The 14732-nt window shown below is 61.2% G+C and carries 15 protein-coding genes; 2 read left to right on the top strand and 13 right to left on the bottom strand.

Annotation, left to right across the window (positions count from 1 at the left end):
- Positions 1 to 14: 14 nt before the first annotated feature.
- Together ACIPZ5_RS18990 and recR are read left to right on the top strand one after the other, a co-directional pair.
- Positions 15 to 350: a YbaB/EbfC family nucleoid-associated protein gene (locus ACIPZ5_RS18990; RefSeq protein WP_056801432.1), complete on the top strand. Its 336-nt coding sequence runs from the start codon at positions 15 to 17 to the stop codon at positions 348 to 350.
- 88 nt (positions 351 to 438) lie between these two features.
- A complete protein-coding gene (gene recR, locus ACIPZ5_RS18985) occupies positions 439 to 1041 on the top strand; it encodes a recombination mediator RecR (RefSeq protein WP_261943285.1) in 603 nt (200 codons plus the stop codon).
- Between the two features lie 101 nt (positions 1042 to 1142).
- On the opposite strand, the gene ACIPZ5_RS18980 is transcribed toward recR, so the two are convergent.
- The 13 genes from ACIPZ5_RS18980 to ACIPZ5_RS18920 form a co-directional block, all read right to left on the bottom strand.
- Positions 1143 to 2360 carry an MFS transporter gene (locus tag ACIPZ5_RS18980; protein ID WP_400810104.1) on the bottom strand — a complete coding sequence of 406 codons (1218 nt, stop codon included), beginning with the start codon at positions 2358 to 2360 and terminating at the stop codon, positions 1143 to 1145.
- Positions 2361 to 2460: 100 nt separating this feature from the next.
- Positions 2461 to 3345: a glutamate racemase gene (gene murI, locus ACIPZ5_RS18975; RefSeq protein ID WP_400810102.1), complete on the bottom strand. Its 885-nt coding sequence runs from the start codon at positions 3343 to 3345 to the stop codon at positions 2461 to 2463.
- An 11-nt stretch (positions 3346 to 3356) separates the two neighbouring features.
- Positions 3357 to 4331, bottom strand: a complete 975-nt coding sequence (locus tag ACIPZ5_RS18970; protein ID WP_400810100.1) for a TauD/TfdA family dioxygenase — start codon at positions 4329 to 4331, stop codon at positions 3357 to 3359.
- Between the two features lie 381 nt (positions 4332 to 4712).
- Complete coding sequence (locus ACIPZ5_RS18965; RefSeq protein ID WP_009683910.1) at positions 4713 to 5261, bottom strand: adenine phosphoribosyltransferase; 549 nt, start codon at positions 5259 to 5261, stop codon at positions 4713 to 4715.
- Between the two features lie 55 nt (positions 5262 to 5316).
- Positions 5317 to 6051, bottom strand: coding sequence for a Crp/Fnr family transcriptional regulator FnrA (gene fnrA, locus ACIPZ5_RS18960; RefSeq protein WP_400810098.1), 735 nt, complete (start codon positions 6049 to 6051; stop codon positions 5317 to 5319).
- A 186-nt stretch (positions 6052 to 6237) separates the two neighbouring features.
- Entirely contained in the window at positions 6238 to 7620 is a 1383-nt protein-coding gene (gene hemN, locus ACIPZ5_RS18955; protein ID WP_343595940.1) for an oxygen-independent coproporphyrinogen III oxidase, read from the bottom strand.
- Between the two features lie 194 nt (positions 7621 to 7814).
- Positions 7815 to 8498 (bottom strand): sulfite exporter TauE/SafE family protein, encoded by a 684-nt coding sequence (locus ACIPZ5_RS18950; RefSeq protein ID WP_261943290.1) that lies wholly within the window; start codon positions 8496 to 8498, stop codon positions 7815 to 7817.
- Positions 8491 to 8706, bottom strand: coding sequence for a cbb3-type cytochrome oxidase assembly protein CcoS (ccoS, locus tag ACIPZ5_RS18945; RefSeq protein ID WP_400810096.1), 216 nt, complete (start codon positions 8704 to 8706; stop codon positions 8491 to 8493). Before ccoS ends, ACIPZ5_RS18950 begins: the two co-directional genes overlap by 8 nt.
- The gene (locus ACIPZ5_RS18940) at positions 8688 to 11168 is read right to left on the bottom strand and encodes a heavy metal translocating P-type ATPase (RefSeq protein WP_400810094.1); all 2481 of its coding nucleotides are present in this window, start codon (positions 11166 to 11168) and stop codon (positions 8688 to 8690) included. The genes ccoS and ACIPZ5_RS18940 overlap by 19 nt, the downstream gene beginning before the upstream one ends.
- A gap of 139 nt (positions 11169 to 11307) precedes the next feature.
- Positions 11308 to 11838, bottom strand: a complete 531-nt coding sequence (locus ACIPZ5_RS18935; protein ID WP_343595934.1) for a FixH family protein — start codon at positions 11836 to 11838, stop codon at positions 11308 to 11310.
- Between the two features lie 17 nt (positions 11839 to 11855).
- Entirely contained in the window at positions 11856 to 13271 is a 1416-nt protein-coding gene (gene ccoG / locus ACIPZ5_RS18930; protein WP_110636747.1) for a cytochrome c oxidase accessory protein CcoG, read from the bottom strand.
- A 290-nt stretch (positions 13272 to 13561) separates the two neighbouring features.
- Positions 13562 to 14542, bottom strand: coding sequence for a cytochrome-c oxidase, cbb3-type subunit III (gene ccoP, locus ACIPZ5_RS18925; RefSeq protein WP_085677875.1), 981 nt, complete (start codon positions 14540 to 14542; stop codon positions 13562 to 13564).
- Complete coding sequence (locus ACIPZ5_RS18920) at positions 14539 to 14730, bottom strand: cbb3-type cytochrome c oxidase subunit 3 (protein WP_085677876.1); 192 nt, start codon at positions 14728 to 14730, stop codon at positions 14539 to 14541. Before ACIPZ5_RS18920 ends, ccoP begins: the two co-directional genes overlap by 4 nt.
- Positions 14731 to 14732 lie beyond the last annotated feature (2 nt).

Genomic DNA, 14732 nt, shown 5'->3' with positions numbered 1-14732 from the left:
CGAGGTATACCCCCATGATGAAAGGTGGCATGGCCGGCCTGATGAAGCAGGCCCAGCAGATGCAGGAAAAGATGCAGAAGATGCAGGAAGAGCTGGCCAACGCCGAAGTCACCGGCCAGTCCGGTGGCGGCTTGGTGAGCGTGGTGATGACCGGTCGTCACGACGTCAAGCGTGTCAGCATCGACCAGAGCCTGATGTCGACCGATGAGGACGACAAGGAAGTGCTGGAAGACCTGATCGCCGCTGCGCTGAACGATGCCGTGCGCAAGATCGAGCAGAACAGCCAGGAAAAAATGGGCGGCATGACCGCTGGCATGCAGCTGCCGCCGGGCTTCAAGATGCCGTTCTGATCGGCTCTTGCTTCAAAATGGGGAGTAACGGCCATGCGGTCGTTGCTCCCTTGTTCATTCTGTTTCCTGAATTTGCAGGCCCATATACATGAGTTTCAGCCCCCTGATCCGCCAATTGATCGATGCCTTGCGCATCTTGCCCGGCGTCGGCCAGAAAACCGCCCAGCGTATGGCCTTGCAACTGCTGGAGCGCGACCGCAGCGGCGGCACCCGCCTGGCTCAGGCCCTGAGCCAAGCCATGGAGGGCGTTGGCCATTGCCGTCAGTGCCGCACCCTGACCGAGCAGGAGTTGTGCCCGCAGTGCAGCGACCCGCGTCGTGACGACACGCAGCTGTGCGTGGTGGAAGGGCCGATGGATGTGTATGCGGTGGAGCAGACCGGCTACCGCGGGCGCTACTTCGTGCTCAAGGGGCACTTGTCGCCGCTCGATGGCCTGGGGCCTGAGGCGATCGGTGTACCGCAGCTGATGGCGCGGATCGAGGAGCAGGGCAGTTTCACCGAAGTGATCCTGGCGACCAACCCGACCGTGGAGGGTGAGGCAACGGCGCATTACATTGCCCAGTTGCTAGCCGAAAAGGGCTTGGTAGCTTCGCGGATTGCCCATGGTGTGCCATTGGGCGGCGAACTGGAACTGGTTGATGGTGGGACCCTGGCGCATGCCTTTGCCGGGCGCCGGCCGATATCCCTGTAGTTCGAGATTGTGGGGCTGCGTGGCGGACCGTTCTTGGCGAGGTTTGCCGGTAAGGTGACCTGGACTGGCTCATGCAGTCGCTTGTCGGGCGGCTGCCTCGTTCACCCTATCCCTGGCTTGGCTGCATGGCTCCATTTGCCAGTAGTTACCAGCACAATGGCGCAAATAATTGCCAGCGCAGTCCAACCATAGGTAAAGGTGCCGAGGCCATCTTGCGATAGGCCAATGATCGGAGGCACCACCACTACCGAAACCTGGTTGGCCGTCATGGCCATTCCCAGTGCGAAGCCCTGGCGATCAGCCGGGGCAGCTTCTGCAATGTAGGCTACCCAAGGGCCATACCACCCATATGCAAAGAAGCCTACCAGCGCCATGAACACGCTGACGATTGCCAGATGTTGGAATATCAAAAATGGCAACACCATCAATAGTACAGCTACGCTTCCAAGACAGGTCAACACGGGGAAGTATCTACCTGCCTTGCAATGGTCGCTCCAGCTCGCGAGGATAACTCTTCCGGCGATTCCAGCGCCGAGCACTACGAAGAACATCATGGTGGCGGTGGAGCTTTCAAGCCCAAGGGAGGTGTGTAGGTACGAGACCAAGAATACTGAAATCGCATACTGGGAGGCGGTAAGGCTGGCGCCGGACAGCATGATTTTTTGCATGGTGGGATGCTTTGCCATCGAAATCCGCGATGAAACCGCCAAGGTTAAATTGATTGGTTTCTTTGCGGTAAGGGGTGGTGGTTCTGGTGTTCTGTAAATAAGCATAAACATAATGCCACCTAGCATCGCTATCAAACTGCCTGCCAGGAAAGCAGCTTGAATGGAGTATCGGCTGGCAATGACGGGAAGTAATAGCGTAGCCATTGCACCGCCCAGTGGTAACCCGGCTTGTCGAATGCCCATTGCAAAGCCTAGCTGGTTTCCTTTGAACCACTGAGATACCGATTTGCTTCCCCCTGGTTGGGCAGTGCTGTAACCGAAACCCAAGGCTGTCAGGGCGATAAGTAACTCCGTGTACGAATTGGCCAGCATGGCTGCGTACAATGAAAAGCCAACGATAAGTGTCCCTATACCCACAACAAACCGTTCACTGTATCTGTCCAGTAGTTCGCCAGCAATCAAAAGCCCGGCAAGGGGGATTAGTTGTGCAGCTGAAACCAGCGCACCGATCTGCCAGCTACTAAGGTTCATTTCGGACTTGATGTCCAGTGCAATAGATCCAAGGCCTTGGACGAAGAAGCAGGCGCTCGCTTGTGCTGCCGTGGCGGCGCCTAAGATTACCCATCGATACCGGCGATTGAACTGATTCATCTGCTTAAACTCCTTTTGAGGCAGGCAGGAATATTTTCTATTCGGGGCGGGTCGCCATATGGCCTCGACCAGGCGCGGGTAGCCTTGGGTTACGATTTGGTCAGGTAAGAAATGAATACGCTGCGTGAAACCCATAATTAGAGAATGCATGCTGAGAGTTTCGTGTTCCCGGCATGCTGGTAAAGATGACGGTCCTCGGTGGCGGAGCCAGGGTGGAGATGTTAATTTTTATTGAAGAGGCTATTTGTAGTGCGACTTCTTTTGCTGGATCAATCCACTTGGCGGCGGACGGAAATAGTGTTTTCAAATCTCCCAGTAGATGGGGGAAGTGTGTGCAGCCCAGAATTACAGTGTCAATTTCCAGTCGTTGATCAGTTGTCAGGTGGCTGTCGATAAGCTCGGAGAAGCAGGCGAGACTGGTGGTCTGTCCAGCCAGTTTATATTCAGACAGTTCGACAAGTCGTTGGGCTGCTATTGGCCATATCTGTGCGCGCGTTCTGGCTTTAGCCAGTGTCGTGCTGATATATTTGCTTTTAATAGTGCCAAGGGTTGCAAGTAGAGCTATTTTCCCATTTGCAGAAGCTCGAACAGCCTCTTCCAAGGGTGGGGTCACCAGGAAATACTCTTTAGTGAACGGTACGCGGCCATGGTCGATTAGCGCTATCGAGGCAGTATTGCATGCTATGACGACTGCCAGCGGATCGACCCGCGTGCAAACCTGATCAAGCAGCTGTTGCACTCGGCAAGCGACTGTCGCCACAGATTTGCTGCCGTAAGGGAACCAACCGTTATCCGCCACATAGAGGATGCTCACCTCTGGAGCTAATTGCTCCAGCTGTCGCACCAGCGTCAAGCCACCTACGCCGGAGTCCAGTACCACTACAGGGCGATATGTGGAATCCAGCAGTTGTCGACTATCCAATACGGCGTTGTCATTTGGCCAAGAAGTAAGGGCCGTTGCACAGAGCACTTTCTGAATAGGCATCGATTTAAGCCTTATGCGTTAATGGCACGCGTGGCGACCGAGTTCCGCATCTTGCGCGAGCTCCTCAAGCTTGACGTGAACACCAACCTAGATAGCCAGCGGGCGCTGGCCCCGTAGTTAGCCTCGAAAGCCGTTCGCGCGTGCACGCATCGGTAATTATCAATGAAGACGCAGTCCGTTGGCTCAAGTGTCAGTGCTACACGATTTTCTGAAAAGTGGCCGAGCAGTTTTTCCAGGGATTGGCGTTCGAGCCCTGCGTAATTTTCAAGATTCAGCGTGGCCGCGTTGATTGTCACGTAAGGCGCTTCGCGATGGCCGAACAATATTGCTTGGGCGTCTTCTTGGACAACGTCCGATGTAGTGTGGATAGGGTTATGGGCGATGTTGAATCTTGGTTCGAACAGCGTGTTCATTTCCTCGGGGCTGAGTGTAATGCCATCGATGCTTGAAATAATGGTTGATGCGCCTTCGTCATTGCGCATGCACGCGAGGCTCAAGTATTCGGCACGCGCGGGGTGAAAGGCATCTTCTACATGAAAGCCAAAGTCGAGGACGGACCCAGCGCTGGAGTTGGCGATCTCGCTGCAATCGGGAAGTGGCATAATGTTATTGTACAGGCTGCCGGCGCGCTGCGAAGTGAATCCAATCCCTTCACCAAGCAACGAGCCATAAAGCCCCTGCAGGATATTCGCGTCATTAAGGCGGTAGTCGTTGTCTAACTCAATGTACCTGCAAGGCGTTGGCCCTGCACCGTCGCCAAGGACCGGATTGTTTGAAACCAGGAGTGCCGAATAATCCTCCCTGCGTTTGAAGTCATAAAATACTTGGCGAATGCTTCGTGGTAGTTCTTGAGCATACAACGCTGCTTTTTCCATAAAGCTATACTGATTCGTCATGTCGGGCTCGCGAATGATTTCATCCAGTAGGCCACGGATTTGTTGCTTTTCGTGAAGGGTGGGGGTGATGTGTCTTATTGTGGTTGCCATGAAAAGTTGCTCCGTTACGTTTTCAATTGGTGCGTTTGAAAAAGCTTCTGGCAATAGTTGGCAAGGAGGGGCTAAGTCTGCCCCGAGTAAAGGTTACGATCTGTAGTCGAAGGAATTGTTGTAAGACTTTAGTGTGGAGACAACTCTCATGCTGTAGCTCATTTCTTGCGTTTGCAAGAGACAAGTTTTCTGTTTAAAAGAAAAAGCATGAAAGCGCTTCGATGCGACGAACAAAATCCGCACCGTCTGGTAAAACCAGCGAACCTTCGTTTGGGCTTACTTTCGAGGGGCATGAGCAGCCTGGTGAACTTGAGGCCACCGCACTGCTCATGTTTGGCGGGCTTGTCTGCGAATGGGCTGCGAAGCAGCCCTGAATGCAACTCAGTATTCGCTCAGGGAAAACTCGGTCAGGCAGAAGGTCGGCACCCCGGCCGCCTGCAGTCGGCGCGAGCCATCCAGCTCCGGCAGGTCGATGATCGCCGCCGCTTCGAACACCTGTGCCCCGGTGCGACGCACCAGGTTGGCTGCGGCCAGCAAGGTGCCGCCGGTGGCAATCAGGTCATCGAAGATCAGCACCGAATCGCCTTCGCACAGGCTGTCGGCATGCACTTCCAGGAAGGCCTCGCCGTATTCGGTCTGGTAACCCTCGCTCAAGACGTCAGCCGGCAGCTTGCCTTGTTTGCGGAACAGGATCAGCGGCTTGTTCAATTGATGGGCGATGATCGAGCCAATCAGGAAGCCACGGGCGTCCATGGCGCCGATGTGGCTGAATTCAGCCTCGACGTAACGCTCGATGAACTGGTCGGCCACATAGCGCAGCCCGCGCGGCGACTGGAACAGCGGGGTGATGTCGCGGAAGATCACGCCTGGCTTGGGGAAGTCCACTACCGGGCGGATCAGGGCTTTGAGGTCGAAGGCGTCGCTGTGCATTGTTGCGGGTATCCTGGGAAAACGAATGCCCAAGTATACCCGCTAAACGCGGCCCTCAGGCCTCGATTGCACCGCCGGCCAGCGCACACAGCTGGATCGGGTCGAGGATGTGCACTTCCTTGCCTTCGGCGCGGATCAGGCCGTTCTGCTGGAAGCGCGTGAACACCCGGGACACGGTTTCCACCGCCAGCCCCAGGTAGTTGCCGATCTCGTTGCGCGACATGCTCAGGCGGAACTGGTTGGCCGAGTAGCCGCGGGCGCGGAAGCGCGCAGACAGGTTGACCAGGAAGGTGGCGATGCGCTCGTCGGCGGTCTTCTTCGACAGCAGCAGCATCATCTGCTGGTCGTCGCGGATTTCGCGGCTCATTACTCGCATCAGCTGGCGACGCAGCTGTGGTAGCTGAACGGAAAGCTCATCGAGGCGATCGAAGGGGATTTCACAGACCGAGGTGGTTTCCTGGGCCTGGGCCGACACCGGGTAGGCCTCGGTGTCCATGCCGGACAGGCCGACCAGCTCGCTGGGCAGGTGGAAGCCGGTGATCTGTTCTTCGCCGCTGTCGCTCAGGCTGAAGGTCTTGAGGGCGCCGGAACGTACGGCGTAAACCGAGCCAAAATTGTCACCCTGGCGGAACAGGAACTCGCCTTTCTTCAGCGGGCGCCCGCGCTTGACGATTTCATCCAGTGCATCCATGTCTTCCAGGTTGAGCGAAAGAGGCAGGCACAGAGGGGCCAGGCTGCAGTCCTTGCAATGGGCCTGGTTGTGAGGGCGCAGTTTGACTGGCTCGGACATTTGAATCGATCCTTGTGGGAAAGCACACATAAGTCGTAAGGGTAACTCACGACAGAGGGTGTAGGCCAGTGTCCGCTAGGATGGTGCGAACTGGCGTAACCCCGGCAGGGTAAGTGCCGGGAGTCCTTGTGTGCCCATAGTGTGCCTGGCAGGCAGGGTTGTCCATGCGGTTGATCGACTCGCCGTTCAGATCACCCGGGAGTAACGCTGGCGGTTGTGCATCGCCAGGTAGGCATCGAACACCATGCACACCGAGCGTGCCAGCAGTCGCCCGGCCGGCAGGATGCGGATGCCCTGGTCGTCGAGGCTGATCAGGCCGTCGCGCTGCATGCTCTGCAGTTCTGGCCAGAGATCGTTGAAATAACCGCGGAAATCGATGGTAAAGGCCTCCTCGATCGGCTCGAAGTCCAGTTCGAAATGGCAGATCAGCTGCTGGATCACCGCTCGCCGCAGGCGGTCGTCGTGGTTGCAGACCAGCCCGCGCTGGGTCGCCAGCTGGGCGTTGGACAAGGCGTCCTGGTAGGTATTGAGGTCGCTGCTGTTCTGGCAGTACAGGTCACCGATCTGGCTGATCGCCGATACCCCCAGGCCGATCAGGTCGCAATGGCCGTGGGTGGTGTAGCCCTGGAAGTTGCGTTGCAGGGTGCCGTCCTCCTGGGCGATCGCCAACTCGTCGTCGGGCAGGGCGAAGTGGTCCATGCCGATGTAGCGGTAACCGGCGGCGGTCAGTTGCTCTATGGTGTTGTGCAGCATCTCGAGCTTCACTGCCGGGGCGGGCAGGTCGTTGCTGTCGATGCGCCGTTGCGGCATGAAGCGCTCGGGCAGGTGGGCGTAGTTGAACACCGAAAGCCGGTCGGGTTGTAGGCGGATCACTTCGTCGACTGTGCGGGCGAAGCCTTCCACGGTCTGTTTGGGCAGGCCGTAGATCAGGTCGAGGTTGATCGAGCGGAACTGCAAGGTGCGTGCTGCCTCGATCAGGGTGCGCGTCTGCTCCAGGCTCTGCAGGCGGTTGACCGCACGCTGCACGGCCGGGTCGAGGTCTTGTACGCCGAGGCTGACGCGGTTGAAGCCCAGTTCGCGGAGCAGGCCCATGGTCGACCAGTCGGCTTCGCGCGGGTCGATTTCGATGCCGTAGTCGCCGGAATCGTCATCCACCAGGTTGAAGTGCTGGCGCAGTGTGGCCATCAGTTGGCGCAGTTCCACGTGGCTGAGGAAGGTCGGCGTACCGCCGCCGAAATGCAGCTGCTCAACGCGCTGTTTAGGGTCCAGGTGGCAGGCGATCAGTTGCACCTCCTGCTCCAGGCGCTGCAGGTAAGGCGCGGCGCGGCCGCGGTCCTTGGTGATGACCTTGTTGCAGGCGCAGTAGTAGCAGATGTTGGCGCAGAACGGCACGTGCACATACAGCGACAGCGGGCGCACGGCCCGGCGGCTCTCGCGCAGGGCGTGGAGCAGGTCGAACGAACCTACCTCGCTGTGCAGTTGCACGGCGGTGGGGTAGGAGGTGTAGCGCGGGCCGGCGAGATCGTAGCGGCGGATCAGGTCGGCATCCCAACGTAGGTCGTCGAGCATGTGGGCGGTCCCCGGATAATGCAGCAGTGTCCGGAGTCTATGGCTGTCTGTAGGAAACTGTGTTGATTTGTATCAAGGCAGACAGGGGCTGCTTTGCAGCCCATTCGCGGGGCAAGCCTGCTCCCACAGGGTCACCATAGGCCTCAAGGCTGTGGGAGCGGGCTTGCCCGCGAAAGGGCCGCAACGCGGCCCCATCAGTGGCCCATCAGCCAGTGCTGGTGAGGGCCAGGCAAGGTCCAGATACCAAACAGGATCACCAGTACACCACCGGCCATGCGTACACTGCGCCGCCTCAACAAGGCGTTTACCCGCTCCGCCGCCAGGCCAGTGGCCAGCAAAATCGGCCAGGTACCCAGCCCGAACGCCAGCATCAACGCTGCGCTGTAGCCCGCGTTGCCCTGGCTGGCCGCCCACAGCAGGGTGCTGTACACCAAGCCGCAAGGCAGCCAGCCCCACAATGCCCCCAGCAGCAGTGCGCGGGGCATGCTGGACACCGGCATCAGGCGCGAGGCAACCGGCTGGATATGCCGCCAAAGCCCCCGGCCCAGCGCTTCGACGCGGGTCAGTCCGCTCCACCAGCCGGCCAGGTACAGGCCCATGGCAATCAGCAGCAACGCGGCCACCACACGCAAGGCCATGGCCGCCGGGCTGTTGGCCAGCGCCCAGCCGGCCAGGCCCAGCAGCAGGCCGGCGCAGGCATAGCTGAGAATGCGCCCCAGGTTGTAGGCCATCAGCAGGCGCAGGCGTCGGCCGCGTTGTTCGGGAGGGATGGCCAGGGTCAGCGCGCCCATCAGGCCGCCGCACATGCCTAGGCAATGGCCACCGCCAAGCAGGCCGAGGACCAGTGCCGAGCCGAGCAGGGGAAGCAGGTCAGGCACGGGGTGGCGCTTCCTTGTCGTCTGCTGTTGTAGTTTCTTCGGGTTTGACGGCTGCTTGGTGGCGCGGGTCCTGGTCATCGAACAGGATGCTGTGGGCGGGGCTTTCGAGGTCGTCGTACTGGCCGCTGTCCACCGCCCAGAAGAAGATATAGACGGCCACGCCAACCAGCAGCAGGGCGGCCGGGATCATCACATAGAGCGCGGGCATGGCGACTTCCTTTGGTAAGCGGCTGCGCCGTTGGTAGGCAAGCCTGCTGCAGTCGGCAGGTGCGTCGGGCGTGTCAGGCGCAGGGCATTGAGCACCACGATCAGCGAACTGACCGACATGCCGATAGCCGCCCACACAGGGGTGATCCAGCCAAGCGCGGCAAACGGCAACATGAGGCCATTATACAGGGTCGCCCAGAGCAAGTTCTCGAGGATATTGCGGCGGGTGCGACGGGCCAGGTCGAAGGCCTGTACCAGCGCCTGCAGGCGGTTGGACAGCAGCACCGCATCGGCGCTGGTCTTGGCCAGGTCAGTGGCGCTGCCCATGGCGATGCTGATGTCGGCGGCGGCCAGCACCGGCACGTCGTTGACCCCGTCGCCAAGCATCAGGACCTTGTGCCCGGACGCCTGCAGGGCCTTGAGCCGGTCCAGCTTGTCGTCCGGACGCAGGCCGCCGACAGCTTGGTCGATGCCCAGTTGCGCGGCCACCTCGGCGACCATCGGCGAACTGTCGCCAGACAGCAACAAGGTGCGCCAGCCGCGCGCCTGGCAAGCGGCGAGCAGGGCCGGGGCATCCTCGCGCAGGCGATCGTCAAGGCCGAACCAGGCCAGCGGGCCATGGCGGTCGCCCAGCAGCAGCCATTGGCCGCGAGGCTCCGGCACGGCAGGGATTTCGGCGCCACTCAGGGCACAGACGAACGTGGCCTGGCCAATGCGCAGTGGCTGGCCGTCGACCTTGCCTTCGAGCCCGAGCCCGGGGATTGTCTGGACTTCGTCGGCGGGGTTGGCGGAGCGGCCAAAGGCACGGGCGATCGGGTGTTCGGAGCGGTTTTCGAGGGCGGCGGCAAGGGCCAGGCAGCGGTCGGCAGGTAGCGCCGCCAGCGGGCGGATGCTGCGCAGGGTCAGGCGGCCTTCGGTGAGGGTACCGGTCTTGTCGAAGATCACCGTGTCGATCTGGTTCAGGCCCTCAAGTACATGGCCGCGGGTCACCAGCAGGCCGAGCTTGTGCAGGGTGCCCGTGGCGGCGGTGAGCGCGGTCGGGGTGGCCAGGGACAGGGCGCACGGGCAGGTCGCCACCAGCATGGCCAGGACGATCCAGAATGCCCGCGCCGGGTCCAGGTGCCACCACCACAGGCCGATGGCCACGGCGGCCAGCAGCGAGAACAGCAGGAAGTACTGCGAGGCCCGGTCGGCGATTTCCGCCAGCCGTGGCTTTTCTGTTTGCGCGCGTTCAAGCAGGCGAACGATGGCCGACAGGCGCGAGTCATGGCCGAGCGCTTCGACTTCCACGTTGAGGGTGCTCTCGACGTTCAGCGTGCCGCCTGTGACATGCTCGCCGGCCCGCCGTGGTTGTGGCAGGTATTCGCCGGTCAGCAGCGATTCGTCGACGCTGGAGCGGCCTTCGACGATACGCCCATCGGCCGGGATTACCGCGCCGGGCAGCACCTGCACGGTGTCGCCGCGCTGCAGTTCGCCGAGCAGGATGCGTTCGGCACGGCCGTAGCTGTCCAGTCGCAGGCATGAGGCCGGCAGCAGGTTTACCAGTTGCGCGGTGGCGGCGGCAGTGCGTTCACGGGCGCGGCGCTCGAGGTAGCGGCCGGTGAGCAGGAACAGGGCGAACATGCCGACGGTGTCGAAATACAGTTCGCCGCTGCCAGTCACGGCCGTCCAGATACCAGCGCCGAAGGCCAGGCCGATGGCCAGCGACACCGACACGTCCATGGTCAGGTGGCGGGTGCGCAAGTCGCGTGCGGCGCCCTTGAAGAACGGTGCGCAGCTGTAGAACACGATGGGAATGGTCAGAAACAGTGCCACCCAACGCAGGATGGTGTGCAGCTCCGGCGACAGGTCGATGTTGAATTCCGGCCAGGTGGCCATGGTTGCCATCATCGCCTGGAACCACAGCAGCCCGGCCACGCCCAGGCGGCGCAGGGCGCTGCGGTTGTCCCTGGCGAGCTGCTCGGCGGCCTGGTCTGGCTGGTACGGGTGAGCGGCATAGCCGATCTGGCGCAGCTCGGCGAGCAGCCGGGACAGTGCAAGCTGGTGATCGTCCCAGCTGAGCAGGAGGCGGTGGTTGGACAAGTTCAGGCGGGCTTCGGCAACGCCGGGCAGGTTGCGCAGGTGCTTTTCGATCAGCCAGCCGCAGGCGGCGCAGCTGATGCCTTCGACCAGCAGGGTGGTTTCGGCGAGTTCGCCGGCATGGCGCACGAAGTTCTGCTGTACATCGCTGCGATCGTACAAGGCCAGCTCGTCTTGCAGTTGTCTGGGCAGTGCCTCGGGGTTGGCGCTGCTGTCGCTGCGGTGCCGGTAGTAGTGCTCCAGGCCACCAGCGACGATGGACTCGGCCACCGCCTGGCAGCCCGGGCAGCAGAACTGCCGGGGTTCGCCGAGGACCACGGCGGTGAAGCGGCTGCCGGTGGGGACGGGCAGGGCGCAGTGGTAGCAGGGAGTGGGTTCAGTCATAAGGCAAGCACGGCTGGTGGGGCAGCTGAAAATCCCTGTGGGAGCGGGCTTGCCCGCGAATGCGATGGTTCAGGAAATGATGTTTTCAGGTCTGGCGCATTCGCGGGCAAGCCCGCTCCCACAGAGAATGATGATCGGGTTACTGTTGGTGTTCGGCACCTTGCAGCGCTTCATCGCCCAGTTGCAAGGTCACGCCATGTTCGACCTTCTCTTCCTCGAACAACCGCCACACATGCTCATCCTGGCTGCCCAGCAGTTCAACGAAGCGCCGGCCATCGACCTTGTCGTCCAGTTGCCCGACATAGCGCCCGGCCTCGGCCCGGCTGAGCAGCACCTTGCGGTCCTTGTCCGGCTGGGTTGGCGAGATCAGGTTCAGTTCCAGGGTCTGTGGGTCGCTGTTGCCGTTCAGGCGCACGTCCACTTCGCCGGTCAGTTCATCCAGGTGTACGCTGGCCTTGAGGTTGAGCGTCTGGGCCAGCAGCTCACGGTCCAGCGAACGGTTGATGCCTTTGCCAGCCTCGTAGTAGTTGTCGTTGACCAGGTTGTCCGGGTTGTGCACGGCAATGCTGACCATGGTCAGGCTCAGGCACACCGAGGTGGTCAGGATGCCGATGATGATCCAGGGCCAGAGGTGCTTGTACCAGGGGCTGGCGGCGGTGGCGGCAGGCATTGTCAGTGTTCTCTCTGTCAGCGGATCTGTGGGCCGATGAAGCGGCTCTTGGCTTCAACCTTGGCGGCGCTGTCGTCGGCGCTCTTGAGGATGAAGGTGATTTCGTTGGTGGTCGAGGGCAGCTTCTCGGGGGCGATCGACAACTGCACCGGCAGGCTGACGATATCGCCGGCGGCCACGCGGATTTCGCGCTGGCCTTCCAGGCGCAGGTCGGGCAGGCCGGCGGCGTCCAGCACGTAGACGTGGTCGCGCTGGTCCTTGTTCATGACCTTGAGGCTGTACACGTTCTCGATCCGGCCCTGGGCGTTCTCGCGGTACAGCACGCGGTCCTTGCTGACGTCGAAGCCCACCAGCGAACGGGTAGCGAAGGCCGTGCCCAGGGCGATGATCATCACCAGCAGCACCACGGCATAGCCGATCAGGCGCGGGCGCAGCATGTGGGTCTTCTGCCCCGAGAGGTTGTGCTCGGTGGTGTAGCTGATCAGCCCTTTGGGGTAGTTCATCTTGTCCATGATGCTGTCGCAGGCGTCGATGCACGCCGCGCAGCCGATGCACTCGATCTGCAGGCCGTCGCGGATGTCGATGCCGGTGGGGCAGACCTGCACGCACATGGTGCAGTCGATGCAGTCGCCCAAGCCCTTGGCCTTGTAGTCGATGTCCTTCTTGCGCGGGCCACGGGTTTCGCCACGGCGCGGGTCGTAGGAAACGATCAGTGTGTCCTTGTCGAACATCACGCTCTGGAAGCGCGCATAGGGGCACATGTATACGCACACCTGCTCGCGCAGCCAGCCGGCGTTGCCGTAGGTGGCCAGGGTGAAGAAACCGACCCAGAAGTAGGCCCAGCCATCGGCCTGGCCTGTGAAGAATTCAGTCAGCAGTTCGCGGATCGGCGAGAAGTAGCCGACGAAGGTCATGCCGGTGACGAAGCCGATCAGCAGCCACAGGCTGTGCTTGGCGAACTTGCGCAGGAACTTGTTGCCGCTCATGGGCGAGCGGTCGAGCTTCATGCGCTGGTTGCGGTCACCCTCGGTGACTTTTTCGCACCACATGAAGATCCATGTCCACACGCTTTGCGGGCAGGTGTAGCCGCACCATACGCGGCCGGCGAACACGGTGATGAAGAACAGGCCGAAGGCGGCGACGATCAGAATGCCCGAAAGCAGGATGAAGTCCTGGGGCCAGATAGTGGCGCCGAAGATGTAGAACTTGCGCTCTGGCAGGTTCCACCACACGGCTTGGTGACCGCCCCAGTTCAGCCACACGGTGCCGAAGTAGAGCAGGAACAGCACCGCCCCGCCGACCATCCGCAACCGGCGGAAGATGCCGGTGAAGGCGCGGGTGTAGATTTTCTCGCGAGAGGCGTAGAGGTCGACGGAATCCTTCCCTTTGTTGGCAGGCGGGGTGACGTCATGTACCGGAATTTGCTTGCTCATCATCAAGTCCCACGGCAGTGGAGAAACGCCGCGGCCAGTGCTTGCCAGCCGCAGTCTCGCGCATTCTGCTAGCGCTCTGCGAGCCATGATACGCCGCTGGTGGCGGTAAGGGATCGCGCTGCGACCTTTAGTCGCGTTGGGTTCGTGGTATGAATCGTGTTATGGCGGGTGTCAATTGATCCAGGTCACCATGTGCTGCTTTTGCTGGCCTCATCGCGGATGAATCCGCTCCTACAGGGACTGCGCAACCCTTGTAGGAGCGGATTCATCCGCGAGAGGCCTGGCCTGCCTTACTCGGCCTGCTGGGCCGCCTCAGGCTGATGCGACAGGCTGTACACATAAGCGGCCAGCAAGTGCACCTTGTCATTGCCCTGCAGCTGTTCCTGTGCCGGCATCTGGCCCTGGCGGCCATAGCGAATGGTCTGCTGCAGCTGGGCAAAGCTCGAACCGTAGATGAACGCCTGTGGGTGGGTCAGGTTCGGCGCACCCATGGCCGGGGTGCCCTTGCCCTCAGGCCCGTGGCAGGCCACGCAGTTGGCGGCGAACAGCTTCTGGCCGTTCTCGGCATCGGCCTTGGCGCCTTCGGGCAGCGTGCGGCCATCGAGCTTGCTGGTGACGAACGCGGCGACATCGGCCACGCCCTGTTCGCCGAGCACCTCACCCCAGGCCGGCATCACACCGTGGCGGCCGCCCATGATGGTGGTCTTGATGGTTTCCGGCTCGCCGCCCCAACGCCAGTCCTGATCGGTCAGGTTGGGGAAGCCGTAGGCGCCCTTGGCGTCGGAGCCATGGCACACCGAGCAGTTGGAGGCGAACAGGCGTGCGCCCATCTTCAGCGCCTGAGGGTCCTTGGCGACCTCTTCGATCGGCATCGCCGCGAACTTGGCGAAGATCGGCCCGAAGCGTGCGTTGGCCTTGGCCATTTCCTTTTCCCACTCGTGCACGCCGGTCCAGCCCGGCTGGCCGTTGGAGAACTCGGTCTGCTTGTCGTTATCCAGGTACGAATAGCCCGGCAGAATGCCTTTCCAGTTGCCCAGGCCTGGGTACAGCACCAGATAGCCGAGGGCGAAGATGATGGTGCCGACGAACAGCCAGAACCACCATTTCGGCAGCGGGTTGTCGTACTCCTCGATGCCATCGAAGGCATGCCCGACGGTTTCGTCGGTAACCTCTTCGCGCTGGCCCTTGCGGGTCGACAGCAGCAGCCAGGTCAGCGAGAAGATGGTGCCCAGGGTCAGGACGGTAACGTACAGACTCCAGAAGGTTGTCATTGTTGTTTGCTCCCAGAAGCTTTTGCTTGCTCGACGTGCTTGCTGGCCCCGGGATCATCCGCAAAGGGCAGTTGGGTCGCTTCGTCGAAGTCCTTCTTGCGCCGCGGGCTGAATACCCACAGCGCCAGGCCCACGAAGGCCACCATCACCACGACGGTGCCCAGGCCGCGAATCATCCCGATATCCATCA

The organism is Pseudomonas sp. NPDC089428 (assembly GCF_044749325.1).
GTDB lineage: Bacteria > Pseudomonadota > Gammaproteobacteria > Pseudomonadales > Pseudomonadaceae > Aquipseudomonas.
The sequence above is the reverse complement of the archived record's forward strand: the minus strand, read 5'-3'. Positions and strand labels throughout refer to the sequence as shown.